The 26,594-nt window shown below is 72.3% G+C and carries 23 protein-coding genes; 19 read left to right on the forward strand and 4 right to left on the reverse strand.

The genetic code is table 11. The annotated features are described in order from the left end of the window. Positions 1-7: 7 nt before the first annotated feature. Positions 8-2,620, forward strand: coding sequence for an ATP-dependent chaperone ClpB (gene clpB / locus ACWD68_RS12255; RefSeq protein WP_451806350.1), 2,613 nt, complete (start codon positions 8-10; stop codon positions 2,618-2,620). A gap of 316 nt (positions 2,621-2,936) precedes the next feature. After that, positions 2,937-3,467, forward strand: a complete 531-nt coding sequence (locus tag ACWD68_RS12260; protein WP_451806351.1) for a YbjN domain-containing protein — start codon at positions 2,937-2,939, stop codon at positions 3,465-3,467. 42 nt (positions 3,468-3,509) lie between these two features. On the opposite strand, the gene ACWD68_RS12265 is transcribed toward ACWD68_RS12260, so the two are convergent. The 3 genes from ACWD68_RS12265 to ACWD68_RS12275 form a co-directional block, all read right to left on the reverse strand. Continuing rightward, positions 3,510-4,709, reverse strand: coding sequence for a hypothetical protein (locus tag ACWD68_RS12265; protein ID WP_451806352.1), 1,200 nt, complete (start codon positions 4,707-4,709; stop codon positions 3,510-3,512). 140 nt (positions 4,710-4,849) lie between these two features. After that, a complete protein-coding gene (locus ACWD68_RS12270) occupies positions 4,850-6,061 on the reverse strand; it encodes a pyridoxal phosphate-dependent aminotransferase (RefSeq protein WP_451806353.1) in 1,212 nt (403 codons plus the stop codon). Between the two features lie 89 nt (positions 6,062-6,150). Next, the gene (locus tag ACWD68_RS12275; protein ID WP_451806354.1) at positions 6,151-7,347 is read right to left on the reverse strand and encodes a PP2C family protein-serine/threonine phosphatase; all 1,197 of its coding nucleotides are present in this window, start codon (positions 7,345-7,347) and stop codon (positions 6,151-6,153) included. A 150-nt stretch (positions 7,348-7,497) separates the two neighbouring features. Between ACWD68_RS12275 and ACWD68_RS12280 the strand changes: the two genes are divergently transcribed. The 12 genes from ACWD68_RS12280 (at position 7,498) to kynU (ending at position 19,634) form a co-directional block, all read left to right on the forward strand. Continuing rightward, positions 7,498-8,076 (forward strand): hypothetical protein, encoded by a 579-nt coding sequence (locus ACWD68_RS12280; protein ID WP_451806355.1) that lies wholly within the window; start codon positions 7,498-7,500, stop codon positions 8,074-8,076. Positions 8,077-8,321: 245 nt separating this feature from the next. After that, positions 8,322-8,603, forward strand: a complete 282-nt coding sequence (locus ACWD68_RS12285) for a hypothetical protein (RefSeq protein WP_451806356.1) — start codon at positions 8,322-8,324, stop codon at positions 8,601-8,603. A 388-nt stretch (positions 8,604-8,991) separates the two neighbouring features. After that, entirely contained in the window at positions 8,992-9,522 is a 531-nt protein-coding gene (locus ACWD68_RS12290; RefSeq protein ID WP_451806357.1) for a DUF2617 family protein, read from the forward strand. Between the two features lie 173 nt (positions 9,523-9,695). Then, positions 9,696-11,345: a polyamine aminopropyltransferase gene (locus ACWD68_RS12295; protein WP_451806358.1), complete on the forward strand. Its 1,650-nt coding sequence runs from the start codon at positions 9,696-9,698 to the stop codon at positions 11,343-11,345. A 67-nt stretch (positions 11,346-11,412) separates the two neighbouring features. Continuing rightward, entirely contained in the window at positions 11,413-12,495 is a 1,083-nt protein-coding gene (locus ACWD68_RS12300; protein WP_451806359.1) for a carbon monoxide dehydrogenase, read from the forward strand. Positions 12,496-12,540: 45 nt separating this feature from the next. Continuing rightward, positions 12,541-13,335 carry an aldose epimerase family protein gene (locus ACWD68_RS12305; protein ID WP_451806360.1) on the forward strand — a complete coding sequence of 265 codons (795 nt, stop codon included), beginning with the start codon at positions 12,541-12,543 and terminating at the stop codon, positions 13,333-13,335. Positions 13,336-13,345: 10 nt separating this feature from the next. Next, entirely contained in the window at positions 13,346-13,894 is a 549-nt protein-coding gene (gene pyrE / locus ACWD68_RS12310) for an orotate phosphoribosyltransferase (RefSeq protein WP_266760915.1), read from the forward strand. Between the two features lie 186 nt (positions 13,895-14,080). Further along, positions 14,081-15,103: a class II fructose-bisphosphate aldolase gene (fbaA, locus tag ACWD68_RS12315; RefSeq protein ID WP_451806361.1), complete on the forward strand. Its 1,023-nt coding sequence runs from the start codon at positions 14,081-14,083 to the stop codon at positions 15,101-15,103. 84 nt (positions 15,104-15,187) lie between these two features. Continuing rightward, complete coding sequence (locus tag ACWD68_RS12320) at positions 15,188-16,807, forward strand: MFS transporter (RefSeq protein WP_451806362.1); 1,620 nt, start codon at positions 15,188-15,190, stop codon at positions 16,805-16,807. A 191-nt stretch (positions 16,808-16,998) separates the two neighbouring features. Continuing rightward, complete coding sequence (locus tag ACWD68_RS12325) at positions 16,999-17,412, forward strand: DUF3151 domain-containing protein (protein WP_451806363.1); 414 nt, start codon at positions 16,999-17,001, stop codon at positions 17,410-17,412. Positions 17,413-17,593: 181 nt separating this feature from the next. Then, positions 17,594-18,439 (forward strand): tryptophan 2,3-dioxygenase family protein, encoded by an 846-nt coding sequence (locus ACWD68_RS12330; RefSeq protein WP_451806364.1) that lies wholly within the window; start codon positions 17,594-17,596, stop codon positions 18,437-18,439. Beyond that, the gene (kynU, locus tag ACWD68_RS12335) at positions 18,432-19,634 is read left to right on the forward strand and encodes a kynureninase (RefSeq protein WP_451806365.1); all 1,203 of its coding nucleotides are present in this window, start codon (positions 18,432-18,434) and stop codon (positions 19,632-19,634) included. Before ACWD68_RS12330 ends, kynU begins: the two co-directional genes overlap by 8 nt. Positions 19,635-19,949: 315 nt before the next feature. Here kynU and ACWD68_RS12340 read toward each other — a convergent pair whose 3' ends face one another. Then, positions 19,950-20,606 carry a TetR/AcrR family transcriptional regulator gene (locus tag ACWD68_RS12340; protein WP_451806366.1) on the reverse strand — a complete coding sequence of 219 codons (657 nt, stop codon included), beginning with the start codon at positions 20,604-20,606 and terminating at the stop codon, positions 19,950-19,952. Positions 20,607-20,799: 193 nt separating this feature from the next. Between ACWD68_RS12340 and ACWD68_RS12345 the strand changes: the two genes are divergently transcribed. The 5 genes from ACWD68_RS12345 (at position 20,800) to ACWD68_RS12365 (ending at position 26,491) form a co-directional block, all read left to right on the forward strand. Continuing rightward, entirely contained in the window at positions 20,800-21,822 is a 1,023-nt protein-coding gene (locus ACWD68_RS12345) for an alpha/beta hydrolase family protein (RefSeq protein WP_451806367.1), read from the forward strand. A gap of 183 nt (positions 21,823-22,005) precedes the next feature. After that, positions 22,006-23,061 carry an alpha/beta hydrolase gene (locus tag ACWD68_RS12350; protein ID WP_451806368.1) on the forward strand — a complete coding sequence of 352 codons (1,056 nt, stop codon included), beginning with the start codon at positions 22,006-22,008 and terminating at the stop codon, positions 23,059-23,061. Further along, on the forward strand, positions 23,054-24,268 hold the full coding sequence (locus tag ACWD68_RS12355) for an acyltransferase family protein (protein WP_451806369.1): 1,215 nt from the start codon (positions 23,054-23,056) through the stop codon (positions 24,266-24,268). Before ACWD68_RS12350 ends, ACWD68_RS12355 begins: the two co-directional genes overlap by 8 nt. 109 nt (positions 24,269-24,377) lie before the next feature. Beyond that, positions 24,378-25,814: a sensor histidine kinase gene (locus tag ACWD68_RS12360; RefSeq protein ID WP_451806447.1), complete on the forward strand. Its 1,437-nt coding sequence runs from the start codon at positions 24,378-24,380 to the stop codon at positions 25,812-25,814. Next, complete coding sequence (locus ACWD68_RS12365) at positions 25,811-26,491, forward strand: response regulator (protein WP_451806370.1); 681 nt, start codon at positions 25,811-25,813, stop codon at positions 26,489-26,491. The genes ACWD68_RS12360 and ACWD68_RS12365 overlap by 4 nt, the downstream gene beginning before the upstream one ends. The last annotated feature ends 103 nt before the right edge of the window (positions 26,492-26,594 follow it).

The following is a 26,594-nucleotide window of genomic DNA, read 5'->3' on the forward strand; positions in this document are numbered from 1 at the left end:
CGCGAACGTGGACGCCGAGCTGACCAACAGGAGCCGGGACGCGATCAACGCGGCCAGCAGCCGCGCCGTGAAGGAGGGGCACCCGGACCTCACCCCCGCCCACCTGCTGCTCGCTCTGCTGGAGGGGCAGGAGAACGAGAACATCATCGACCTGCTGGCATCCGTGGACGCCGATCAGGTCTCCGTGCGCGCCGGCGCCGAGCGGGTGCTATCCGGCCTGCCCAGCGTGACCGGCTCCACCGTCGCGCCCCCGCAGCCCAACCGCGACGTGCTCGCCGTCATCGCCGACGCCGCCGAGCGCGCCAAGGAATTCGGCGACGAGTTCATCTCCACCGAGCACCTGCTCATCGGGATCGCCGCGAAGGGCGGCCAGATCGCCGACGTACTCTCCCAGCAGGGCGCGGGCGCGAAAAAGCTGCTCGACGCGTTCCAGAAGAGCAGGGGAGGGCGCCGGGTGACGACCCCGGATCCCGAGGGCCAGTACAAGGCGCTCGAAAAGTTCGGTACCGACTTCACCGACGCGGCGCGTGAGGGCAAGCTCGACCCCGTCATCGGCAGGGACCACGAGATCCGCCGGGTGGTGCAGGTCCTGTCCCGCCGCACGAAGAACAACCCCGTCCTCATCGGCGAGCCCGGCGTCGGCAAGACGGCCGTCGTCGAGGGGCTCGCCCAGCGGATCGTGAAGGGCGATGTACCCGAGTCCCTCAAGAACAAGCGGCTCGTCTCGCTCGACCTCGGCGCGATGGTCGCCGGTGCGAAGTACCGGGGCGAGTTCGAGGAGCGCCTGAAGACCGTGCTCGCGGAGATCAAGGACTCCGACGGGCAGATCATCACCTTCATCGACGAGCTGCACACCGTCGTCGGGGCCGGCGCGGGCGGCGACTCCGCCATGGACGCCGGCAACATGCTCAAGCCCATGCTCGCCCGCGGTGAGCTGCGCATGGTCGGCGCCACCACCCTCGACGAGTACCGCGAGCGGATCGAGAAGGACCCGGCGCTGGAGCGGCGCTTCCAGCAGGTGCTGGTCGCCGAGCCGACCGTCGAGGACACCATCGCCATCCTGCGCGGGCTCAAGGGCCGGTACGAGGCCCACCACAAGGTCCAGATCGCCGACCGGGCGCTGGTGGCCGCCGCGACCCTGTCCGACCGCTACATCACCTCCCGTTTCCTTCCCGACAAGGCCATCGACCTCGTCGACGAGGCGGCCTCACGGCTGCGCATGGAGATCGACTCGTCCCCGGTCGAGATCGACGAGCTCCAGCGTGTCGTCGACCGGCTGAAGATGGAGGAGCTGGCGATCGGCAAGGAGACGGACGCCGCCAGCAGGGAGCGGCTGGACAAGCTGCGCCGCGACCTCGCCGACAAGGAGGAGGAGCTGCGCGGTCTCACCGCCCGCTGGGAGAAGGAGAAGCAGTCCCTCAACCGTGTCGGTGAGCTGAAGGAGAAGCTCGACGAGCTGCGCGGCCAGGCCGAACGCGCGCAGCGCGACGGTGACTTCGACACCGCCTCCAAGCTGCTCTACGGCGAGATCCCCACCCTGGAAAGGGACTTGGAGGCCGCCTCGGAGGCCGAGGAGGAGGCCGGCAAGGACACCATGGTGAAGGAGGAGGTCGGGCCGGACGACATCGCGGACGTCGTCGGCGCCTGGACCGGCATCCCCGCCGGCCGTCTGCTGGAGGGCGAGACGCAGAAACTCCTGCGCATGGAGGCGGAGTTGGGCCGCCGCCTGATCGGCCAGACCGAGGCCGTGGGGGCGGTGTCGGACGCCGTGCGCCGCACCCGGGCCGGAATCGCCGACCCGGACCGGCCCACCGGCTCCTTCCTCTTCCTCGGCCCGACGGGTGTCGGCAAGACCGAACTGGCCAAGGCGCTGGCGGACTTCCTGTTCGACGACGAGCGGGCGATGGTCCGCATCGACATGTCGGAGTACGGCGAGAAGCACAGCGTGGCCCGGCTGGTCGGAGCGCCGCCCGGGTACATCGGCTACGAGGAGGGCGGCCAGCTCACCGAGGCCGTACGCCGTCGCCCGTACAGCGTGATCCTGCTCGACGAGGTGGAGAAGGCGCACCCCGAGGTCTTCGACATCCTGCTCCAGGTCCTGGACGACGGGCGGCTGACGGACGGCCAGGGGCGGACGGTCGACTTCCGCAACACCATCCTGATCCTCACCTCGAACCTGGGCAGCCAGTTCCTGGGCGGGCAGAGTCTCGCCGATCCGCTGTCCTCCGAGGAGGACAAGAAGCGGCAGGTCCTGGACGTCGTCCGGGCCTCCTTCAAGCCGGAGTTCCTGAACCGGCTGGACGACATCGTCGTCTTCTCCGCGCTCGACCAGCGGGAGCTGGAGCGCATCGCCAGGCTCCAGATCGACCGCCTGGCAAAGCGGCTCGCCGAGCGCCGGCTCACCCTGGAGGTCACCGACGCGGCCCTGGCCTGGCTGGCCGAGGAGGGCAACGATCCGGCGTACGGAGCGCGCCCGCTGCGGCGCCTCGTCCAGACCGCCATCGGCGACCGCCTGGCCAAGGAGATCCTGGCGGGCGAGGTCAAGGAGGGCGACACGGTCCGCGTGGACGCCTTCGGCGACGGCCTGATCGTGGGACCGGCCACGGGCAAGACGCTGTAACCGGCGCCGGCACCCCGGCAGGGCCCGCGGCACACCCGCCGCGGGCCCTCCGCATGCCCGCACTGCTCCTTCGGCGACGGCTTCGCTCGGCCGCGCCGCGCTCGGCCGCCCCAAGCATGTTCATGCCACCGCTGGATGTTCATGTCACTGCTGTCCCGGCGACTTCCGGCGTGTCCGTGCGGACCTTCCCCACCTGGGCCGATGCCCGCGCGTGACCGGATCTTGTCAGCCCCCGGCGGACAGGGCCCGCCAGGGGTTGCCACTCCCCGCCCCGCATGGGGGAGGATGGCAGAATCCGTACGAAGGGAAATACACGGTGAGCATCGACCCGTCCTCGATTCCGAACTTCGGGGGCCAGCCCGAGCCGCAGTCCGGCGGCCCCGCGGGCCCCGTGGTCCCGGATCAGGACCTCGTGAAGCAGCTCCTGGAACAGATGGAGTTGAAGTACGTCGTCGACGACGAGGGTGACCTCGCGGCGCCGTGGGAGGAATTCCGTACGTACTTCATGTTCCGCGGCGAGGGTGACCAGCAGGTCTTCTCGGTGCGGACGTTCTACGACCGGCCGCACCAGCTCGAGGAGAAGCCCGCGCTCCTCGAGTCGATCGACGACTGGAACCGTCGCACCCTGTGGCCCAAGGTCTACAGCCACACCCACGACGACGGCACCGTCCGCCTGATCGGCGAGGCGCAGATGCTGATCGGCACCGGCGTCAGCCTGGAGCACTTCGTGTCCTCCACGGTCAGCTGGGTGCGCGCCGCCATCGAGTTCGACAAGTGGCTCGTGGAGCAGCTCGGCCTGGAGCAGGAGATCAACGAGACGGAGAAGCCCGAGGACGACGAGGAGTAGACCCGTCCTCGCAGCGGCACCCCTCGCGGCGCGCGCGGCCGGTCACAGCGGCGTGTGCGCGATCACGACCAGATAGGCGCCGTAGGCGAACGAGAGCCCGGCCAGGGCACCGACCACCAGTGTCGCGTGCCAGGGGCGGGCTCTCGCCGTTCGCACCAGGGCGCGGGCCAGGGGCAGCAGCAGGGGGAACGCCGGCAGCAGGAAGCGCGGCTTCGACTCGAAGAAGCCGGAGCCGCCCAGCGCGATCAGCAGCAGGACGCCGCTGTAGACCAGCAGCGGCAGGGGCGCCCGGTCCGCGATCAGCAGCGCGTACAGCAGCACGGACGCGGCGACGATCATCACCGTCATGGGGAACACGAAGCGGTCCCCGTGCAGCAGCAGGTGCTTGACGAAGCGGAGCGACCCCGCGCCGAGGTCGAAGCGCGAGCCCCACAGCCGCTGCACCTCGAAGTAGCCGCCGAGCAGATCGCCCTTGCGGTGTCCCACCCACAGCACGTAGCCGCCCCAGCCGAGCGGCGCGAGCGCGGCGCCCGTCCACAGCCTGTGGGTAACTTTTCCGCGGTTCCGCCAGATCGTGTGCGCCGCCGCCGCGAGGACCGCCGCGGCCACCGTGAAGCCGTTCGGCCTGGCCAGCCCCGCGAGCGCGGCCAGCGTGCCCGCCCACACCCAGCGCCCGTCGAGCACCGCGTACAGCGACCAGGCGGCGAACGCGGTCAGCACGGGCTCGGTGTACGCCATCGAGAGCACCACCGAGTGCGGCAGCAGACCCCACAGCAGCACCAGCGCGGTCCCGACCGCCCGGCCGTGCAGGCGGGCCCCGATCGCGTACACCCCGCACACGGCGGCCGCCGCCGCGAGCCAGGAGACCAGCAGACCCGCCGCGCCCCCGCTCAGCGGGGTCAGCGCGGTGACGGCGCGCACGAGGGCCGGGTAGAGCGGGAAGAACGCCAGGTCGCTGTGGACGACCGTGGGGTGGAAGAAGAGCGTCCGGCCGTAGCCGTGCGCGGCGATCCCCAGGTACCAGGCCGAGTCCCAGGAGCGTGCGAGGAGGACGACCGGGTGCCTGCCGGTGGCCCAGGCGGTCGCGGCGAGCACGACGAGACCGGCCAGGCGCACGGCGGCGAACAGCCCGAGTGCCGTCACCGCGGCGGACGGCAGGCTGCGTGCGGCGCGGGGCGGGCGGACGGCACGGTCGCCGGGCTCCGTGAGGGCGGGGCGAGCGAGGGTACTCGGGTGGGTCACACCCGAACTGTGCGTTCCCTACGGGGCATTCGCGAGCTCTGCTCGTCCGTGCGGGTTCCGTTCCGGACCCCCCGGCGCGCCGCCCGCACGGAGGGCTCGGCCGGTGTTAGACGAACGGATCAGGCCGAGTGTCAGCCCGGCTACCAGGCAGCCTTCAGCCGCCGGGACGCCTCCTCCAGCACCTCCGTCGCCTTGCAGAACGCGAACCGCACGAAAGGCGCGCCCTGCTCGCGGTGGTCGTAGAAGACGGCGTTCGGAATGGCCACGACCCCGGCGCGTTCGGGGAGGGCGCGGCAGAACGCGAAACCGTCCGTCTCGCCGAGCGGCCGGATGTCGGTGGTGATGAAGTACGTCCCCTGCGGCCGGAAGACCGCGAAGCCCGCCTCGGCGAGTCCCGCCGCCAGCACGTCCCGCTTGCGCAGCATGTCCGCGCGGAAGGCCTCGAAGTAGGTGTCCGGCAGCGCGAGTGCCTCGGCGACGGCGTACTGGAAGGGCCCCGACGCCACGTACGTCAGGAACTGCTTCGCCGACCGTACGGCGCTGATCAGGGCCGGCGGCGCGGTCGCCCAGCCCACCTTCCAGCCGGTGAACGAGAACGTCTTGCCCGCGCTGCCGATGGTGACCGTCCGCTCGCGCATCCCCGGCAGACCGGCCAGCGGTACGTGCTCGGCGTCGTCGAAGACCAGGTGCTCGTAGACCTCGTCCGTCGCCACGAGCAGATCCCGCTCGACGGCGAGCCGCGCGATCTCCGTCAGCTCCGCGCGGGTGAGGACGGTGCCGGTCGGATTGTGCGGGGTGTTGATCAGCAGCAGCCGGGTCCGGTCGGTGACCGCGTCGCGCAGCTCGTCGAGGTCGAGCCGGAAGCGCCGGTGGGCGGCTCCGTCACGGTCGCCCTCGTCGGGGCGCAGCGTCACCGGCACGCGCGTCCCGCCCGCCATGGCGATGCAGGCCGCGTACGAGTCGTAGTACGGCTCCAGGGCGATCACCTCGTCGCCGGGCTCCAGGAGCGCGAGCAGGGCGGCGGCGATGGCCTCGGTGGCGCCCGCCGTCACCAGGACCTCGGTGTCGGGGTCGTACGACAGGCCGTAGTGGCGTTTGTGGTGCGCGGCGATCGCGGTGCGCAGCTCGGGGACGCCCGGGCCCGGCGGGTACTGGTTGCCGCGTCCGTCCCGCAGCGCGCGTACGGCCGCCTCCCGGATCTCTTCGGGACCGTCCGTGTCCGGGAAGCCCTGGCCGAGGTTGATCGAGCCGGTACTCATCGCGAGGGCGGACATCTCGGCGAAGATCGTCGTCCCGAACGCGGCGAGCCGGCGGTTCAGGAAGGGGCGCGCGCTGGAGGTCATGCCGGTCATCCTCCGCCCAAGCTCTGGAGTTCCTCAACTCACCTTCGCCGACGGGCACCTGCGCAAGTCCACTACGCGCCGCCCCTGAACTGCGACCGCTACCCCAGGTCCGCCGCGCCGGAAGGCGGCTCCGGCATGGAGCCCGCAACGCCTTGGCCTCCGAGTTCGCCGTTGAGCCGGTGGGTGAGGATCATCGCCACATCGTCCGCCAAGTCGCCCTCGTTGTGGCGGATCAACGCCTGGTGCAGTTGCTCCAGGAATTCCGGTGGGGTGGTGTCGGCGTCCGTCCCCTCCATGGCCTCCGGCAGAGCGAAGAATTCGCCGTCGCGGTTGCGGGCCTCGATCACGCCGTCGGTGTACAGCAGCAGACGGTCACCGGGAACGAACGGATAGCTCTCAGGCTTGGCGGAGAGGTCGGTGGCGAGGTCTTCGAGGCCGAGAGGCGGCAACGGCGAGGGCGGCATCAGTGTCGTGGCCCTGCCCTGGTGCAGCAGCAGCGGCGGTGGATGCCCGCGGTTGACCAGCTGCACCACGGGTTCGTCCGGCACCTGTGCGATGAGCGCCGTGACGAACCCTTCCAGCAGAACTTCCTGGTCGTACGCACCCGGCACGGCGACTTCCCGTCGCAGCGCGGCCGCGCAGTGGTTCATGACCTCCACCAGCTCATCCTCGTAGTGCACGGCTTCCCGGAACGCACCCAACGTCACCGCGACGGCCCGCACCGCGACCAGCCCCTTGCCGCGGACGTCCCCCACGATCATCCGGACGCCGTACCGCGTCTGCACGGCCTCGTACAGATCACCGCCCACCTGTGCCCCCGTCCCCGCCGCGAGGGACAGGCTGCCCGCGAGCACTGGGCCCAGTCGCGCGGGTACGGGCCGCAGCACGACCTCCTGGGCCGCCACGGCGATCCGGCGGACCTGGTCGAGCTCTCTCTGCCTGCGCGTCTGCACAGCGCTGCTGGTGACGAAGCCGGCCAAGGAGACCAGGGACAGAGCCAGAAAATTGGTATAGACCTGAAGGGTGCCCCAGGCCCCGTTGTAGGTCGCGGTGGTCACACTGATCGCCAGCGCGAGAGCCGCCGCCGCGGTGGTGCCCCTGGGCCCCATCGTCACCGCCGCCAACGCCGGGACCGCGGTGAGGAAGGGCCCGGTGTAGATGAAGTGCGCAGGTGTGAGCTCGATGACCAGCACGGCCAGCGCCATCAAGAAGGGCACACACTGCATCAGCGTGAAGAGGACCCGGCTGCGCCTACCTGCCCCGGGCGGAGGCGGTGAGCGCAAAAGCGACTTCATGCCCCAAGCCTGCCCTGCTGACGCTCCCGGCTCCACTCTGCCGCCGGCCGTCCACGGCCGAGAGCGGGCCCGACGCGCCTTTGACCGTCACCCCTCCGCAAGCCTGTGCGATTCCGCGGCGCCGCTGCCGGGTAGGGCGCCCTCGGACGGATGACCGAATGGCGGGGGCGTCGCATGGGCCGGACGGGCCGGACGTGGTCCTGGCGGGCGGTCGGCGGGCTCGCCGTGCTGTGGCTCGCGGGGTGCGTGGCCGTGGTCTGGCTGCTGTTCGGCGCCCGGCTGGCCGCGCTGACCGGCATCGCGGGGCCGACCGGCACCTTCGTGATCGCCGGCTGCTTCGAGGGGCTGGAGGACACCGACACCCACTGCCGGGGCGAGTACACGCCGTCCTCCGCGTCCTCGTCCGCCGATGCGACGGCGGCGCGGCCGATGCTGCTCCGCTCCGCCTCCGGCGACCTCCGGCCGGGCACCCGGCGCGACGTCCGACTCGTCGGCGACACGGTCTTCGTGCCCTCGCCGCTCGCCGCCGCCGAATACGTCACCTTCGCCGGCTGGACGGCCGCCACCCTCGGCCTGCCCGGCCACTGGCTGCTCACCTCCGCCCGCCGGGGCCGCCTCCTCGACGGCGAGAACCACGTCTTCGCCTGGCTCGCCTCCCTGATCGGCGCCATCGCCCTCGGCATCCTCGGCCTCCCGGTGGCCTGGCTCCTGGCGATCTCCCGGGGGTAGGAGAGGCTTGCCACTCGCCGCTCGTCGGAACACTCGCCGCTCGTCAGGACAAACGTCGAGGCTGGGGGTCCACGCCCGTCCGATGCCCGGCAGCCGGGAGTCATCCCCACATGTGGATGCTCTGGAGTTCCTCAACTCTGCTTTGCGCCGTGAGGCGTGTGGGCATCCCCCTGTCACGCAAGACAGGAATCGAGAAGCGCGGCCCACGGGGGGCGGCTTCGGGGGAACGGAAGGAGGGTGACGCCATGATCATCGGCATCATCCTGGCGGTCGTCCTGCTCGTTGTGATCATGAAGGTCGTCAGCGCGGCCAAGAAGGGGCGGCGTCGTTCCAGGAGCAGTGCCGGCGGCACCGGCAGCTGGTGGGCCGGCGGCGCGGGGAGTGCCGCGTCCTGCGGTTCGTCCGGCGGTTCGTCGGGCGGGCACCACGGGGGTCACTCCTGTGGGGGCAACTCGTCGTGCGGAGGCTCGTCCTGCGGAGGCGGGTCCTCGTGCGGCGGCGGGGGCGGATGCGGCGGAGGCAGCTGACACGGGGCAGCTGAGCTCCTTGCGGGAAACGCATCCGGCGCACGGACGTGCCCGTCGGCCGACGACTGCCGACGGGCACGTCCGTGCGCGGGGCGCACGCCGTAGTTGAACAGTTGAGCTGTGTAGCCCTCGGGGGGATGGAAACCCCACGAAGTTGGGTAAAAACGCTGTGGCGGCACCACAGTTCATGATTCCCTCTAAACCACCAAAGCAGCCCTGGTACATCACCAAGCAGCCCTGGGCCGACAGGCCTCGGAAGTCCATCGGATGGTCCTGTCGGACACGTCCTTCGGATGCCCTTCCGGCCGGGCTGACCGGGCCGTTCCCCCGGTGTTGACCGGGTGCGCCGGAACCCCACCTCACCTTTGCGTGCTAGCGGAGCCGACCCATGCTCACGACCCTGAACACCTCGTACACCGACACGCGCGCGGCCGATCTCGCCTGGGCCCTGGGCCGCGAACCGCTGCCGGCCCTCGCCGCACTCGACCTCGAACTGGCCGGGGCGAAACTGCAGTTGAGACTGCTCGGAGCATCCCACCAGGTACTCCTGGAGGAGGAGCGTGGCAGTTGTTCGGAGACCGTCGCATGTATCTCCGGCAGCAGCACACCCTTGCCGCTCGGTGTCGCGAAGCGGTTCGGCGACTGGGAGTACGAGTTCGCGGCCCGGGTCGAGATTCTGTCCCCGGGTTCCTTCGCGGGCCGCGCCCAGGAGTTGCTGGCCCTGGTCTCCGACCACCCCCAGGGGCTCGCCGGCGTCTTCCCCGGCAGCCCGCACGCCTTCACCGCCATGCTCGCCCAGCGCCATGAGGGCCAGGTCCATTGGCGTACGTGGCACGCGTACCCGCAGGACGGCCAGTTGGTCGCGACGCGTACGCGGGTCGGCGTGCGGACGGACGCCCTCAGCCCGTCCGGCGTCTGAGGGCGAGCGCGCGGACACCGGAAGCGCGGCGGGACGAGGGAGGTGCGGATGGTGGGGTTCGCGGGCGGTGTGCCGGGAAGATGCCCAGGTCAACTCCATGTGCCATGAAGCGCAAGGGTTTCCACACGTGTGGGTGACGAACCGTAGTGGCGGCGTGACGTAGCGTTCACGGCGTGATCGAACCGCACGCGCCAGCTCCCCCCGGCGTGCCGCCGTCCTGGGGCGTCCAGGGTCAGGCGCGGCTGCCCGTCCGGCCGGGCATCGGCAGGTTCCTCGTCCTGGCGGGAGTGTTCGTCTGTGCCGCGTGCGGACTCGTGTACGAACTCGAACTCGTCGCCCTCGCCTCGTACTTGATCGGCGACTCGGTCACCCAGGCATCCGTCGTGCTCTCCGTCATGGTCTTCGCCATGGGCGTCGGCTCCCTCGTCGCGAAGCGGCTCCGCCCGTGCGCCGCGGCCGGCTTCGGCGCGGTCGAGGCGGCGCTCGCACTGGTCGGCGGATGCAGTGCGATGGCCCTGTACGCGGTGTTCGCCTGGACCGGCGGCTGGGGTGGCCTGTGGGCGGACGGACCCCGCTATCTGCTGGTGGCCTTCTCGCTCACCATCGGCCTGCTCATCGGTGCCGAAGTCCCCCTTCTCATGGAGCTGATACAGCGCATCCGCCGCCAGGACCCCGGCGGCGCGGTCGCCGACCTGTTCGCGGCGGACTACGTGGGCGCCCTCGTCGGTGGCCTCGCCTTCCCCTTCCTGCTGCTGCCCCTGCTCGGCCAGCTGACGGGCGCGCTGCTGACCGGAACGGTGAACGCGGTGGCGGGCGGAGCCCTCGTACTCGGCCTGTTCCGGGAGGACTTGACCCGCCGCGCGCGCTGGACGCTGCTGGTCGCCAACCTCCTCGTCCTCGGACTCCTCGCCTCGGCCGCGGTGCTGGTCGACGACTTCGAACGGGCCGCACGGCACGCCCTGTACGGGGCGGACGTGCGCGTCGCCCTCCGCACCGGCGTCCAGGAGGTCGTGCTCACCGGCGGCACCCGCGGCCGTCCCCTCCACCTCTTCCTCGACGGCCGCGCTCGGTTCAGCGGCCGCGACGAGCACCGCTACCACGAAGCGCTCGTCCACCCCGCGATGAACGGCCCCCACGCGCGCGTGCTGATCCTCGGCGGTGGTGACGGACTCGCCGCCCGCGAAGTGCTGCGCCACTCCGGGGTGCGCAGCGTCGACGTCGTCGAACCCGACGCGGACGTGGTCCGGCTGGCCCGCCACGACGCCGCGCTGTCCGCCCTCAACCGTCACGTGTACGACGACCCCCGGGTGCACGAGGTGACGGCGGACGCCTTCAGCCGGCTGCGCGACGCCCGTTCGACATACGACGTCGTCATCTCGGACCTGCCCGACCCGGGCATCACGGCGAGCACCAAGATGTACTCGCAGGAGTTCTACAGCCTCGCGCGCCGCGTCCTCGCGCCCGGCGGCCGGCTCGTGGTCCACGCCGGCCCGCTGGCCGACCGGCACCGGGCCTTCTGGACGGTCGACTCGACGATCCGCGCGGCCGGCCTGTTCACCAGGCCCTACCGCGTCGGCGGCCGGGACTCCGGCTTCGCCGCCGGTCCCGACCGCACCATCGGCGGCGCGGCGGGCTCCGCCGGCGACTGGGGCTTCATCCTGGCCTCCCGCACGCCCGCACCCCTGCGGCTGGCCTCCCACTGCCCACGGCTGCGCACCCTCACCCAGGCGGCCCTGACGGCCGACGCGCGCGCCGCCGACCGCAGCCGCGTCCCCCACCGCCTGCCGCCCTCCACGCTCGTGCATCCGCGGTACGCCGACTGAGGCGGAGGCGCGGGAATCCCGTGATACGCGGGTGCGGTCCGGGTCGTGCTGGGTAGGCTCGGCTGACATGGAGCATGAGGTGTTCGTTCCGTTTCCGGCCGGGCGGCTGAGGGAGGCCCTGGCGGATCCCGTCCGGATCGCCCGCGCGATCCCGGGTCTCCAGCAGGACGCGTCGGCCGTCTCCGACGGCGCGGCGGACACGGCTGCGCCGCCGGCCTCCGGGACCGGGCAGGACGCCGTCTCCGGAAGCGGACAGGACGCCGTCTCCGGGACCGGGCAGGACGCCGCGAAGATGTCCTCCCGCGCCGGCCGCGAGCCGGGCGAGGGCGCCGCGCGGGTCGCCGGGCGCCTGAAGGTCCGTGTCGCCGGGCACACGATCACCTATCGCGGCGCGTTTCTCGTCACCGCCCAGGACGACGGCTCGTACGCCGTCGAGGGCGACGCCACGGAGGTACGCGGCGGGGGCGCCGTGAAACTGGCGCTGACCCTGCGGCTCGTCTCCTCCGACGGCGGTACCACCCTCGCGTTCGGCGGCACGGCCTCCGGCGACGGCCGCGTGGCCGAACTCCCGCACGACGCGGTGTCCTCGGCCGGACTGCGCCTGCTGACCCGCTTCGGCGAAGGGCTGGCCGCGGGCCTCGCGACCCCGGCCGCCGCCACCCCCGACGCCGGAACCTCGCCCGACTCCGGGTCCGACTCCGGGTCCGACTCCGGGTCCGAATCCGCGCCCGACTCCGGGTCCGAATCCGCGCCCGAGCCCGGAGTCGAGGCCGACCCCGGGCATGAAGGCGGGCCGGCGTCCGAAGGCGGGGCCGGAGGCGAGGCCTCCTCCGCCTTCGACGCCGAGGTGCCGCCTCCCGGGCTCGGTTCCTCGGCCGGGGACGACGAGTTCGACGGGGAGGACTTCGTGGCGGCGGACGAGGAGCTGGGGAGCGAGGACGCGATGGCCGAGGCGGCGCATGCGCGGCGGACGATGATCGGGCGCAGCGCGGAGGAGGTGGACCACGCTCCTCCGCGTGGCCGCTACGCCCCCGTCCCGCCCCCGGAGGCCACCGCCGCCCGCGCCACCCTCCGCTGGGCGGCCCCCGCGGCGGCCCTCGCGCTGGCCTCGGCGATCGCCGTGACCCGGGCGCTGCGCAAGCGCCGGTGAGGGCGGCGAACCACGCGGCGCTCCCGCCCCAGTAGGGTCGACTCCGTGAGTAACGAAGACATCACGCTGACCGCGGGTGACGCGGAGGTGACCGTGACGCCGGGGAACGGCGGACGGGTCGGAGGTCTGCGGGTCGGCGGCGTCGAACTGCTCAGGCAGGGCGCGAAGTTCGGGTGCTTCCCGATGGCTCCGTGGTGCGGGCGCATCCGCGACGGCCGGTTCCTCGACGGCGCCTCCCTCCGGCAGATGCCGCTCAACTCCCCGCCGCACGCGATCCACGGCACCGCCCGGGACGGGGCCTGGGCCACGGCCCGCGTCACCGGGAGCGAGGCCGTGATCACGTACGGCCTGGTGGACCCCTGGCCGCACCCCGCCCGCGTCACCCAGGCCTTCGCCCTCACCGAGGACGCTCTGACGCTCACCATGTCCGTGGAGACGTACGCGGACTCGTTCCCGGCCCAGATCGGCTGGCATCCCTGGTTCAACAGGAACCTGGGGGAGGGCGGCGAGGACGTCCGCGTCGACTTCCGGCCCGCCTGGCAGGAGGAGCGGGGCGACGACCAGCTGCCCACCGGCCGCCGGGGCGACCCGAAGCCCGGCCCCTGGGACGACTGCTTCGGCATGCCGGGCGGTGTCGACGTGACGCTCACCTGGCCGGGGCGGCTCGAGCTGAAGGTCGGCAGCCGCGAGGAATGGGTCGTCGTCTACGACGAGCAGGAGGCGGCCGTGTGTGTGGAGCCGCAGACCGGTCCGCCGAACGGGCTCAACACCCACCCCCGCCTGGTCACGCCCATCGAGCCCCTCGAAGCCACCACGACCTGGAGCTGGCGGCGGCTCTAAGCTGGCGTCCATGAGTGATGTACGCGGCGCGCTGCTGCAGCAGATCAAGGACAAGGCCGTGGTGCACGGCAAGGTGACCCTCTCCTCGGGTCTTGAGGCCGACTATTACGTGGACCTGCGCCGGATCACGCTGGACGGCGAGGCCGCTCCGCTCGTCGGACAGGTCCTCCTCGACCTCACCGCCGACCTGGACTTCGACGCGGTCGGCGGGCTGACCATGGGCGCCGACCCGGTCGCCGGGGCCATGCTGCACGCGGCCTCCGCGCGCGGCCGCAGGCTGGACGCCTTCGTCGTCCGCAAGGCCGCGAAGGCGCACGGCCTGCAGCGCCGTGTCGAGGGTCCCGAGATCAAGGGCCGGCGTGTCCTCGTGGTCGAGGACACCTCGACCACGGGCGGCTCCCCGCTCGAGGCCGTCCAGGCCGTCCGGGAGGCCGGGGCCGAGGTCGTCGGCGTCGCCACGATCGTCGACCGTGCCACCGGTGCCGCCGAGAAGATCGAGTCGGGCGCCGGTGTTCCGTACCTCTTCGCCTACTCCAAGGGCGAGTTGGGCCTGGACTGACGATGCCCCCGCGGGGCCCCGCCGAACGCGGGGTCCCGTATGTCGGACAGGGTGTCTGGAGCATCCGGCGACGTCTGGAAGGATGGGGCCGACGATGATGTCGCCCCCCTAGGTCAGGGCCATAAGCACCAGTCCCGTCGTACGGCAGCAGCAGTACGCAGACCCGCACATACAAGGAGCGGACAGATGCCCATCGCAACCCCCGAGGTCTACAACGAGATGCTCGACCGGGCGAAGGCAGGCAAGTTCGCCTACCCGGCCATCAACGTGACCTCGTCCCAGACCCTGCACGCTGCGCTGCGCGGCTTCGCGGAGGCGGAGAGCGACGGCATCATCCAGATCTCCACCGGTGGTGCGGAGTTCCTGGGCGGTCAGCACAACAAGGACATGGTGACCGGCGCCGTCGCGCTCGCCGAGTTCGCGCACATCGTCGCCGCGAAGTACGACATCACGGTCGCGCTGCACACGGACCACTGTCCCAAGGACAAGCTGGACGGCTACGTACGTCCGCTGATCGACATCTCCGCCGAGCGCGTCGCCAGGGGTGAGAACCCGCTGTTCCAGTCCCACATGTGGGACGGCTCCGCCGAGACCCTCGCCGACAACCTGGCCATCGGCCAGGAGCTGCTCGCCAAGGCCGTCGCCGCGAAGATCATCCTCGAGGTCGAGATCACCCCGACCGGCGGCGAGGAGGACGGCGTCAGCCACGAGATCAACGACGAGCTGTACACGACCGTCGACGACGCCCTGCGCACCGCCGAGGCCCTGGGCCTCGGTGACAAGGGCCGCTACCTGCTCGCCGCGTCGTTCGGCAACGTGCACGGCGTGTACAAGCCGGGCAACGTCGTCCTGCGCCCCGAGCTCCTCAAGGACCTCCAGGAGGGCGTGTCCGCCAAGTACGGCAAGGCGAGCCCGTTCGACTTCGTCTTCCACGGCGGATCCGGCTCCACCGCCGAGGAGATCGCCACCGCGCTGGAGAACGGCGTCGTGAAGATGAACCTCGACACCGACACCCAGTACGCCTTCACCCGGCCCGTCGTGGACCACATGTTCCGCAACTACGACGGTGTCCTGAAGGTCGACGGCGAGGTCGGCACCAAGTCGAAGTACGACCCGCGCACCTGGGGCAAGCTCGCCGAGGCCGGCATGGCCCAGCGCGTGACCGAGGCGTGCGCCGCCCTGCGTTCCACGGGCACCCGGCTCAAGTAGTCGACCGGCGGTCGCCCGGCAGTCGTATCTCCGGGAGGGCCCGGCACCCGCCACGGTGCCGGGCCCTTCCGTATGCTCCGAGGTATGGCTGTGCCTGCGCGGGACGCATCGGACGACAGACCTGCGGTACGGATCGCCTCCCCGACCGGGAAGTGGATCCTGCTGACCACCGTCCTCGGCTCCAGCATGGCCCTGCTGGACTCGACGGTCGTCAATGTGGCCCTGCCGAGCATCGGCCGTGACCTGGACGCGGGCCTCGCCGCCCTCCAGTGGATCGTGAACGGCTACACGCTGTCGCTGGCCGGGCTGATCCTGCTGGGCGGCTCGCTCGGGGACCGCTTCGGGCGCCGGAAGATCTTCGTCATCGGTGTGGTGTGGTTCGCGGCCGCTTCGCTGCTGTGCGGGCTGGCTCCGAACGTGGGTGTGCTCATCGCGGCCCGCGTCCTCCAGGGCATCGGCGGGGCGCTGCTCACCCCGGGTTCGCTGGCGCTCATCCAGGCCTCCTTCCACCCGGACGACCGGGCCCGTGCGGTCGGTCTGTGGTCGGGCTTCGGGGGTGTCGGGGCCGCCGTCGGGCCGTTCCTGGGCGGCTTGCTGGTGGACGGACCCGGCTGGCGCTGGGTCTTCCTGCTGAACATCCCCGTCGCGATGCTCTGCGTCCCGGTCGCCCTGCGGCACGTGCCGGAATCCGCTGGGGACACCTCCCGCTCGAGCGGAGCCGAGAGCGGGGGAGGGAAGTCGCACCGCGGGTTCGACGTCCTGGGCGCCGTACTCGGCGCGCTCTCGCTCGCCCTGGTGACCTATGCCCTGATCGAGGCCACCAGCGGTTCCGTGCTCGTGCCGGTGGCGGCGGTCGGCGGCGTGGCCGTGGGGGTGGCCTTCGTGTACGTCGAGCGGCGGCGGCCCGATCCGATGATGCCGCTGGACATCTTCGCCTCGCGCCAGTTCACGGCCGTCAACCTGGTGACCCTGTGTGTCTACGCGGCGTTCGGCGGCTTCTTCTTCCTGACCGCGCTCCAGCTCCAGGTCGTGGCGGGCTACTCCGCGCTCGGGGCCGGTACGGCGCTGCTCCCCACCACGGTCCTGATGCTGCTCTTCTCCGCCCGCTCCGGCGAACTCGCCCAGCGCATCGGCCCGCGCATCCCGCTGACGGTCGGACCGCTGTTGTGCGCGGTGGGCATGCTTCTGATGCTGCGGGTGGGCGAGGGCGCGTCGTACGTCGCCGATGTGCTGCCCGCGCTGCTGGTGATGGGCCTCGGCATGGTCACCCTGGTCGCGCCGCTGACCGCCACCGTCCTGGCCTCCGTGGACACCGGGCGGGCGGGCCTGGCCAGCGGGATCAACAACGCGGCGGCCCGCGCGGCCGGGCTCGTCGCCGTGGCCGCGCTGCCGCTGCTCACCGGGATGGGACCGGAGGCGTACCGCTCGGCGGACGCCTTCGACGCGGCCTTCAACCGGGCGATGCCGCTGTGCGCGGGCGTGCTGGTGCTCGGCGCGATGGTGGCCTTCGCGACCGTACGGCGCCCGCCGCCCGACTGCACACGCCCCGAGTGCCGTACGCACGGCTGGCTGACGGCGCCCCCACTGGAGCCCGAGCACTCCCGGGGTGTCCTGGGGGCCAGGGGCTCGAAGGGCTCCGCCGGCTCGACAGGTTCCACGGGCTCGACAGGCTCTACGGCTTCCGGCGCCGATCCGGCTCCGTGACCGTGCCGGCGGTGTCGATGCCGGAGCAGCCCTTGCCCCGGGGGCCGTCCGCTGCGGCAGTGGCTGTGGGTGCGCGTGAGCACGTTCGGCGCATGCCGAAGGCGGTGCGGCCGTGGAACGGGCCGTTCCACGGAGGCCGTGGGCAACCGTTGCCGATCACGGACGACGGACAATGGAGCAGACTGGAGCCCATGACGATTCACGAGAACCTCCTCGGGGGACCGCCCCCGACCCACCTCCCCGACGACCCGGAGCCGCGCGAGCTCCTCGCGAACGGCACGGCCCCCGCCGATGTCGCCGCCAAGTACCCCACCTCCTCCCTCGCCTGGGCGCAGCTCGCCGACGAGGCGTTCGAGCGTGGCAGTGTCGTCGAGTCGTACGCCTACGCCCGTACCGGCTACCACCGTGGTCTGGACGCCCTGCGCCGCAGCGGCTGGAAGGGGCACGGCCCCGTGCCCTGGGAGCACGAGCCGAACCGCGGCTTCCTGCGCGCCCTGCACGCCCTCGCCCGCGCCGCGCAGTCGATCGGCGAGCAGGAGGAGTACGAGCGCTGCAGCCAGTTCCTGAAGGACTCCTCGCCGACGGCGGCCCAGACCCTGGGCTAGGCCGGACGGGTCCTGGAGACCGGCCGGTTTCCAGGGCCGTGAAGCGGGTCCGCCTGGTGTGACCAGGCGGACCTTGCGGTTTCGGGGGACGATTGTGTTGGATGCCCGGTGGGGACCGGGGCCCCCGTGTCGGTAACGGCAGGGGCGGACCGCTACCCGGAGCACATTGCAGGAGACAGCGATGTCCCACCAGGCTCAGCCCGCGAAGGCTCAGGAGCCCGAGACTCCGCATCTCGACTTCCAGGGCACGACGCCGTACGAGGACTACGTACAGGCCGACGTGCTCACCCACCTCCAGCACACCCTCTCCGACGACCCCGGAGAGATGGTCTTCCTGGTGACGACCCAGGTCATGGAGCTGTGGTTCACGGTCATCGTCCACGAGTGGGAGACGGCGGCCAAGGCGCTGCGCTCGGACGACGTCCCCGTCGCGGTGGCCGCGCTGAAGCGGTCCGTGCGCCAGCTGGAGGCGCTCAACGCCTCCTGGCGTCCGCTCGGGCAGCTCACCCCCGCGCAGTTCAACTCCTACCGCTCGGCCCTCGGCGAGGGCTCCGGATTCCAGTCCGCGATGTACCGGCGCATGGAGTTCCTGCTCGGCGAGAAGGCCGCGTCCATGCTCGTTCCGCACCGGGGCGCGCCGCGCGTGCACGCCGAGCTGGAGAAGGCACTGCACGAGCCGAGCCTGTACGACGAGGTGCTGCGGCTGCTCGCGCGGCGCGGCCACGCGATCCCGGCCGCGGTGCTGGAGCGTGACGTGTCGCTGCGCTACGAACCCTCGCCCGAGGTCGAGGCCGCGTGGACGGCCCTGTACGCCGGCGACGACACCGACGAGCTCGCGCGGCTCGGCGAGGCGCTGACCGATGTCGCCGAGCTCGTGTGGCGCTGGCGCAACGACCACCTCGTCGCCACGCGGCGGGCGATGGGCTCGAAGACCGGCACGGGCGGCTCCGCCGGGGTGGCCTGGCTGGAGAAGCGCGCGCAGAAGAACGTGTTCCCCGAGCTGTGGACGGCGAGGTCCTATGTCTGAGCGAGGCGCTGTGTCCGCGCAGGCCGCGCGGGCGGCGGAACTGGACGCCGCCGACGAACTCGCCGGGCTGCGCAAGCAGTTCGTGCTCGACGACGTGGTGTACCTGGACGGGAACTCGCTCGGCGCGCTGCCGGTCGGGGTCCCCGGCCGGGTCGAGGACGTCGTACGCCGGCAGTGGGGCGAACTGCGCATCCGCTCCTGGGAGGAGAGCGGGTGGTGGACCGCGCCCGAGCGCATCGGCGACCGGATCGCCCCGCTGGTCGGCGCGGCACCGGGACAGATCGTGGTCGGCGACTCGACCAGCGTGAACGTCTTCAAGGCGCTGGTGGGCGCGGTACGGCTGGCGGGCGACGGGCGGGACGAGATCCTCGTCGACGCGACGACGTTCCCCACGGACGGGTACATCGCGGCGTCCGCGGCCCGTCTGACCGGCTGCGAGCTGCGCCCGGTCGACCCCGACGAGGTGCCCTCGGCGATCAGTTCCCGCACGGCGGCGGTGCTGCTCAACCACGTCGACTACCGCACGGGCCGACGCTACGACCTCCCGTCCCTGACGTCCGCGATCCATTCCGCGGGCGCGCTGGCGGTGTGGGACCTGTGCCACAGCGCGGGCGCCCTGCCGGTCGGGCTGGACGAGCACGGGGTGGACCTGGCGGTCGGGTGCACCTACAAGTACCTGAACGGCGGCCCGGGTTCACCCGCGTACCTCTATGTCCGCGCCGGTCTCCAGGACCGCTTCGACTCTCCGCTGCCCGGCTGGAACTCGCATGCCGACCCCTTCGGCATGAGCCCGTCGTACGCACCCGCGCCGGGCGCGCTGCGCGGGCGGGTCGGCACGCCGGACATCCTGTCGATGCTGGCCCTGGAAGCGGCGCTGGAGGTGTGGGACGGCGTCTCGATCGACAGCGTCCGAGCCAAGTCGCTCGCCCTGACCGACTTCTTCCTGGAGTGCGTCTCCGCGTACGTCCCCGAGGGCCGGGTCGAGTCCGTGACCCCCTCCGCCCACGCGGAACGGGGCAGCCAGGTGGCCCTGCGCTGCGCGGACGCGGGCGCCGTGATGAAGCGCCTGATCGACCAGGGCGTCGTGGGCGACTTCCGCCACCCGGACATCCTCCGCTTCGGCTTCACCCCCCTGTACGTCGGCTTCGCCGAGACGGAACGAGCCGCACGAACCCTGGCGGAAACCCTGAGCTGAAACAGCCAACGGGGCCAAATTCAGCCCCTCAAGTTCAGCCCCTCCGGTGCGCGGAGACCCCGGCTTCGGCCAAATTCAGCCCCTCCGGCGTTTGAGGAGCGGGGTCTGGGGCGGAGCCCCAGGTACGGGAAGGGTAGGGGCGGAGGGGGCGAAACCCCTCTGGCCCTACCCGACCGGGGTGCACCGGCCCGGCAACGACGGGGGTTCAGGGACCCGTCAGGCAGACGGCCGGGCGACCCGGGGACCTGACTCCGGTACCGGGGAACTCCGGTACCGGAGGCCGGCTCCCCCGGTGCAGGCCCCCGGCCGGAAGCGTCACTCGGCAACCACGAACACCCCCGCCACGGCAGCGGCAACCGCAGCCCCCGCCGCCCGCTCCGCATCGGCGACCCCCGGCACCACCCCCGTGGTGAGCAGCCCGTAGTACAACGGCGCCGAAACCGCCCGCACCACCCCCACCGCATCCGTCCCCACCGGCAACTCCCCCCGGGCGACGCCCTGTTCCACACAGGGCGCCCACTCGGCGACCCGCACCTCGTAGAACCTCCGCAACGCCTCGGCCGTACGCGCGTCGCACGCCCCCGCGGCGATCACCGCGCGGAACAGCGCCCCCTGCCGAGGATCGGCGAGCGTCCGCCGTACGAGATCGGCGTTGGCCCGCAGATCCCCGAGCACGCTCCCCGTGTCCACCCGCGGAAGCGACTGCTCGGCCATGTCGCCGAGCAGATCGGCGACCAGACCGGCCACCGACCCCCAGCGCCGGTACACGGTCGTCTTGCCCACCTCGGCCCGCCGGGCGACATCGGCCAGATCGAGATGCGCGAACCCCTCCTCGGCGAGCACATCCCCGGCAGCCCGCAGAACGGCCGCACGGACACGCGCGGTACGCCCCCCGGGCCGTACGGTGCCGGGCTCGGCGGACTCGTCCGGCTCGGGCCGTACGATGCCGGATTCGGCGGACTCGGCGCACATGACGGTCTCCTTCGTCGATCACGTTCCGGACGGCTGGACGCCACGGTCAGCGTAACGAAACAGCAGAACCGTTTACCCCTCACCGAGCGTGACAACCCGGTGTCGACGCACGTCACCGGCCTGATACCGTCCCCGCCAACGGCCGAATCTTCCCTGGTCCGCCAAATCCGTTTCACCGCTGAGAGGTTGGAGCATGCAGGACGACGCCGCATCCCGGGACGGCGCCGACGCCGAGGCACAGCACGGCGCCGGAGCACAGCGCGAAGCTGCCGCCGAGCGCGAGGCCGCCATCGCGCGCGATGCCGCCGAAGAGGCGTCCGCCTTCTCGCACCCGGCCGTGGACCCCGACGTCACCATGGCGTACGGAGACCACCCCGACCAGGTGATCGACTTCTACGCCCCGCGCGATCCCGACCCGGCGGTGCTCACCCCGCTCGTGGTCGTTCTGCACGGTGGCGCCTGGCGTGCCCCGTACGACCGCCGCCACATCACCCCGTTCGCGGACTTCCTGACCCGCCGCGGTTTCGCCGTGGCGAACGTCGAGTACCGCCGCGGCGAGGCGACGCCCCCCGCGCCGGGCGGGGCCGCGATTCCCGCGCAGGGCGGCCCGGCGGTCCCCGGACCCGACGGTGGGGCCTCTTCCGGAGGTCCGGTCGCCGGTCGGTGGCCCGACACCTTCGACGACGTGGCGGCCGCGCTCGACGCGCTGCCCGCCCTCGTACGCGTGGCGCTCCCGCAGGCCGACCCCCGGCGCATGGTGGTCACCGGCCACTCGGCGGGCGGTCACCTGGCCCTGTGGGCGGCGGCCCGTCACCTGCTGCCCGCCGACGCGCCCTGGCACACCGCCCGCCCCGCACCGCTGCGCGGCGTCGTCGCCCTCGCCCCGATCGCGGACTTCCAGGTCGCGGAGAAGCTCGATGTCTGCGGCGGTGCGGCCCGCCAACTTCTGGGCGGGGAAGCCAAGTTCGCGGAACGTCTGCCGTACGCCGACCCGGTGCGACTTCTCCCGACCGGCATCGCCACCACCCTCGTCCAGGGCCGTACCGACATCGTCGTTCCGCAGGCGGTCGCCGAGTCGTACGCGGACGCCGCCGCCAAGGCGGGTGAGGTGGTCGGCCTCACGCTTCTGGAGGACGTCGGTCACTTCCCCCTGATCGACCCGGCCGCCGACGCCTGTGCCGTGGTGGCGGAGGAGATCGCCCAACTGGCCTGGTAGCCGAGGAACCGGCCCGGCAGCCAGGGCAGTTGACCGCACTCTCCTGAACCCCGGTCATACCCGTAGTACCTGAGAGCTACCTCCCAGGTGAGTTCCACAGCGGGACGCGGACGACATGTGACGGTCCGTAATTTCCCTTCCAGTGACGCCCGACGAACGGGCGGACGGGGAGGGACGGACATCATGGAATTCCGGGCGAAGGCGGCCGCCAGGGGGAGAGCGGACGTCTCCGCGCACCCGCCGCGGGGCAGGCCGACCGCGTCGGCCGAAGGCCCACGCCGCCGCCGCGCGGGAGGCCGGTTCGCCCGTCGGCTGCGCCGGACGCTGCTCGCCGCGCTCGTCACGGCGGCCGTCGTCGTCCCCGTGTCCGCCGCCGCCCGGCCGGAGATCCCCGCGCCCGCGCCCGCGCTCCTCGCGCCGCTGACGGCGGTGACCCTGGGCAAGGCGTACGAGGCGAACCGGGCCAACGCCGCGGAGGCGGCCCGGATGGCCGCGGACCACGGCGACCGCACCCGGGCCGCCGCCGACCGTGCCATGGCCGCCCCCTCCCGCCGTTTCCTCTCCTTCGACGGCCGGGGCCCCGGCCGGGCCGTCGAGGTCTTCGGCGACCTCGCCCACGCCGACCGCGTGGCGGTCCTGGTGCCCGGCTCGGACACCACGCTGGAGACGTACGACCGGTTCCGCGCCGGTGCCCTCGCCCTGCGCGAGCGACTCGGCCCGCGCGGGGCCGTCCTCGCCTGGCTCGGGTACGAGACACCGGGCACCGTGAGCACCACGGTCCTGACGACGGACCGCGCGGAGGGCGCGGCGCCCGTGCTGCGGGCGTTCCTGCGCCAACTGCGCGGTGTCGTCGGCCGGTCGGCACACCTGACCCTGCTGTGCCACTCGTACGGCACGGTGGTCTGCGGCCGCGCGGTCCCGGGTTCGGAGGCGAGCGACATCGTCTTCGTCGGCAGCCCCGGCACCGGAGCGTCCTCCGCCGCCGCGCTGCACACCTCCGCCCGCGTCTGGGCGGCCCGCGGCTCCGCCGACTGGATCGCGCATGTCCCGCACGTGAGCGCCGGCCTCCTCGGCACGACCGTCGGCTTCGGCACCGACCCGGTGTCCCCGTCGTTCGGCGCCCGGGTCTTCCGGGCCGGCTCCCACGGCCACAGCGATTACTTCGAACCGGGCTCGGTGTCCCTGGCCAACCTCGCCCGCATCGTCCTCGGCGACACCTCGGAGGTGACCCGTGCGTGAAGTGACCGGCACAGCCGCGCAGGCCGGCGTACGGACCGCGATCCACCGCATCGACCGGGCCACCCCCGTCGAGCGGGACCGCGCCGTCGACGCCCTGCGCGCCCTCGCGATCCTGGGCGTCGTCCTGGGCCACTGGCTGGTGACGGCACTGGTCGCCGACGGCGGAGCACTGCGCGCGGCCAGCCCGTTGCGGCACATGCCGTGGCTGGCCCCGATCTCCTGGGTCTTCCAGACGCTCGCCGTGTTCTTCCTGGTGGGCGGTCATGTGGCGACGAAGAGTCATGCGTCGGCGCGGGCGCGCGGCACGACGTACGGGCAGTGGCTGCGCGCCCGGCTGAGCCGCCTCCTGAGGCCGGTCGCCGCGGTGTCGGCCCTCTGGGCGGTGGCGACGGTCTGCCTGGTCGCGTCCGGTGCCGACCTCGGCACGGTGCACACGCTGGTGAAGCTGGCGTTGTCCCCGCTCTGGTTCCTGGTGGTCTTCGCCGGGCTGACGGCGGCGACACCGCTGCTGACGCGGGTCAACCCGCTGTGGCCGCTGGCCGTCGTTCTCCACGTGGACGTCATTCGCTTCGGCCTCGGCGGCCCGGCATGGCTCGGCTGGGTGAACGTCGTGGCCGGCTGGCTGGTCCCGTACACCCTGGGTGCCGCCTGGACGCGCGGTGAGCTGGAGCGGCGGCGCGCGGGCTGGGTGCTGCTCGGCGGCGGAGCCGTGGCGACGGTGGTGCTGGTGGCGTGGGCCGGCTATCCGGCGTCCATGGTCGGTATACCGGGTGCCGCGGTCTCCAACCTGAACCCGCCGACGCTGGCCGCGGTCACCTTCGGCCTGGCTCAGTGCGGACTCGCGCTGCTGCTGCGCGAGCCGCTGCGCCGGGGGATGCGGCGCCCCGTGGTCTGGGCGGGGATCGCCTTCGCCAACCTCTCCGCGATGACGATATTCCTCTGGCACCAGACGTCCCTGATGGCGGTCACCGCCCTCGGTCTGCTCGCGGGCCGGCTCCCCGGTCTGCACACCACCCCCGACACCCTGACGTGGGTGGCCGCGAGAGTCGCCTGGCTGCCCGTCTTCGTCTGCGCCCTCGCCCTGTGCTGGTGCGCCTTCGGCGTCCATGAGCGGGGACCCCGCCGCCCCGGCGGCCGTACGTCCCGAGTCGTCCGCGTCCACCGAGGCTCCGGTCCGGCCACCCCCAAGGCGGCGCCCCGTGCCTAGGGTTGACGACGTGACCAATGAGGAGCGCCGGCCCCCGAGCAGCGAACCCGCCGTGCTCTCAGACGACCGCTCACGCCCGCGCGAGGCCCCCGCCCTCGCCGCCGCGCCCATCAGCCGCGCTTCCCGCATACAGGCACTGGCCCAGGCTCCCTTCGCGTTCCTGCGCGGGATCCTGGCCGAGCTCGCGTTGCCGACGGCCGCGCCGCTGCCTCCGTTGTCCCGCCCCCGCCGGCTGCGTCGGCTGCCGCATGTCGTGCTGTGCTGGATCGCGCTCGGCCTCGGACTGGCGGCCATGGACGAGCTGAGCGACGGCTATCGACTGGGTTTTCCGCTGGGCACGGTGAGCGGCATCGCGCTGGGCGCGGCGATCGTGCTCGCGCTGTGGCGTCCCGTGCCGGCCTGGTGGCTGTCGCTGGGCACCACCGTGGTGGCCGCCGTCGCCGCCCGCTCGCACCTGGTGGCGGACATTCCGATCCCGGGACCGGACTGGCCCTGGAGCACGTCCGCGATCACGGCGCAGGCCTTCGTGCTCTTCCTGCTCGCCCTGCGGGTGCCCGCACGCGTCGCCGTCGGCGCACTGGCCCTGACCGGTCTGGCCACGTATGTCCTGCAGGGTCTGATGGGCGGACCGTCCTATCGCGCGACGGGCCTGCTGGCCGGACCGTCGTACCGTCCCACCGGTGCGCTGGCGGTGGTCGTCTTCGCCGCCGTCGTCCTTCTCGGCACGGCACTGCGCGGTCGCCGCGAGGCGCGCACCCAGCTGGTCGAGCAGGCCTCGCTGACCGAGGAGGAGCGCGCCCGCCGCACTCTCCTGGAGGAGCGCAGCCGTATCGCGCGCGAGCTGCACGACGTGGTCGCGCACCACATGTCGGTGATCTCCATTCAGGCGCAGGTCGCCCCGCACCTGGTCGAGAACCCGACGGAGGAACTGAAGGAGAACCTGGAGGGCATCCGGCAGAACGCCCTGGAGGCGTTGACCGAGCTGCGCCGTGTGCTCGGAGTCCTGCGTTCGGAGAATCCGGAGGACCCGTACGGCCTCGGTGCGGGCGCGGGCGTGGCTCCGGACGCTCCGCAGCCCACGCTGGACCGCCTCGACGCCCTGGTCGAGAACACCCGCGCGGCGGGACTGGACGTGACCACGGAGATCACCGGGGAGCAGCTTCCCCTGGCGCCGGGCGTGGAGCTGTCGGCGTACCGGATCATCCAGGAAGCGCTGAGCAACGCCCTGCGGCACGCGCCGGGTTCCGCGGTCGAGGTGGAGCTCTGGCACTTCCCGCGCGGCCTCCAGGTCAGGGTCGTCAACTCGCGTCCCGAGCGCCCCGCTCCGCCGTCCCCGGGCGCGGGACACGGACTGCTCGGTATGCGGGAGCGCGTCGCGATGCTCGGTGGCACCCTCGTGACCTCGGAGACGTCCTGCGGCGGCTTCGCGGTGGCGGCCTTCCTCCCGCGCAACGGCATCGCGCCCCCCGACGGCGCGGCTCCCACCCTCGATGCCGCCCGGACCGACGACACCATCGCAGGCCTCCCAGGAGAAGAGACTCCATGACGACCGTGAGCGGCACCATCCGCGTACTGATCGCCGACGACCAGCAGATGGTCCGGCAGGGATTCACCGTGCTGCTCAACACCCAGCCCGACATCGACGTCATCGGCCAGGCGGTCGACGGACTCGACGCGGTTCTCCAGGTCGCCGAACTCGCCCCGGACGTCGTTCTGATGGACATCCGCATGCCCGAACTCGGCGGCATCGAGGCGACCCGCCGCATCACCACGGACACTCCGCACATCAAGGTCCTGGTGCTCACCACGTTCGACCTCGACGAGTACGTCTACGAAGCCCTCCGCGCCGGCGCCTCCGGCTTCCTCCTCAAAGACGCCTCGGCGGATCAACTCGCGGAGGCGGTCCGTGTGGTGGCGGCCGGTGACGCGCTCCTCGCCCCCGGCATCACGCGCCGCCTCATCGCCGAGTTCTCCCGCCTCGACTCCACCCCGCGCGCACCCCTGAAGCAACGCGTCGGCGACCTCACCGAACGCGAAACCGAGGTCCTGGCCCACATCGCCCAGGGCCTCTCCAACGCCGAGATCGCCCAACGCCTGGTGGTGGCCGAGCAGACCGTGAAAACCCACGTGGGCCGCATCCTCGTCAAACTGGGCCTGCGCGACCGCACCCAAGCGGCAGTCTTCGCCTACGAATCGGGCCTGATCCGCCCCACGGGCTACTGACCCACCCCCGCCCCTCCCACGACCACAAATCCCCAACCACGCACCTCACACCGGCCCCCACCCCCGCCCCCCACTTCCGCCCCCCACTTCCGCCCCCCTTTTC

The organism is Streptomyces sp. NPDC005141 (assembly GCF_053599975.1).

Coding starts and splice junctions, on each gene's coding strand:
- ACWD68_RS12270 (WP_451806353.1), bottom strand. CDS start 6,061: ATGACCGGCATGACCTCCAGCGCGCGCCCCTTCCTGAACCGCCGGCTC.
- ACWD68_RS12275 (WP_451806354.1), bottom strand. CDS start 7,347: ATGAAGTCGCTTTTGCGCTCACCGCCTCCGCCCGGGGCAGGTAGGCGC.
- ACWD68_RS12280 (WP_451806355.1), top strand. CDS start 7,498: ATGACCGAATGGCGGGGGCGTCGCATGGGCCGGACGGGCCGGACGTGG.
- ACWD68_RS12285 (WP_451806356.1), top strand. CDS start 8,322: ATGATCATCGGCATCATCCTGGCGGTCGTCCTGCTCGTTGTGATCATG.
- ACWD68_RS12290 (WP_451806357.1), top strand. CDS start 8,992: ATGCTCACGACCCTGAACACCTCGTACACCGACACGCGCGCGGCCGAT.
- ACWD68_RS12300 (WP_451806359.1), top strand. CDS start 11,413: ATGGAGCATGAGGTGTTCGTTCCGTTTCCGGCCGGGCGGCTGAGGGAG.
- pyrE (WP_266760915.1), top strand. CDS start 13,346: ATGAGTGATGTACGCGGCGCGCTGCTGCAGCAGATCAAGGACAAGGCC.
- fbaA (WP_451806361.1), top strand. CDS start 14,081: ATGCCCATCGCAACCCCCGAGGTCTACAACGAGATGCTCGACCGGGCG.
- ACWD68_RS12320 (WP_451806362.1), top strand. CDS start 15,188: ATGGCTGTGCCTGCGCGGGACGCATCGGACGACAGACCTGCGGTACGG.
- ACWD68_RS12325 (WP_451806363.1), top strand. CDS start 16,999: ATGACGATTCACGAGAACCTCCTCGGGGGACCGCCCCCGACCCACCTC.
- ACWD68_RS12330 (WP_451806364.1), top strand. CDS start 17,594: ATGTCCCACCAGGCTCAGCCCGCGAAGGCTCAGGAGCCCGAGACTCCG.
- kynU (WP_451806365.1), top strand. CDS start 18,432: ATGTCTGAGCGAGGCGCTGTGTCCGCGCAGGCCGCGCGGGCGGCGGAA.
- ACWD68_RS12340 (WP_451806366.1), bottom strand. CDS start 20,606: ATGTGCGCCGAGTCCGCCGAATCCGGCATCGTACGGCCCGAGCCGGAC.
- ACWD68_RS12345 (WP_451806367.1), top strand. CDS start 20,800: ATGCAGGACGACGCCGCATCCCGGGACGGCGCCGACGCCGAGGCACAG.
- ACWD68_RS12350 (WP_451806368.1), top strand. CDS start 22,006: ATGGAATTCCGGGCGAAGGCGGCCGCCAGGGGGAGAGCGGACGTCTCC.
- ACWD68_RS12365 (WP_451806370.1), top strand. CDS start 25,811: ATGACGACCGTGAGCGGCACCATCCGCGTACTGATCGCCGACGACCAG.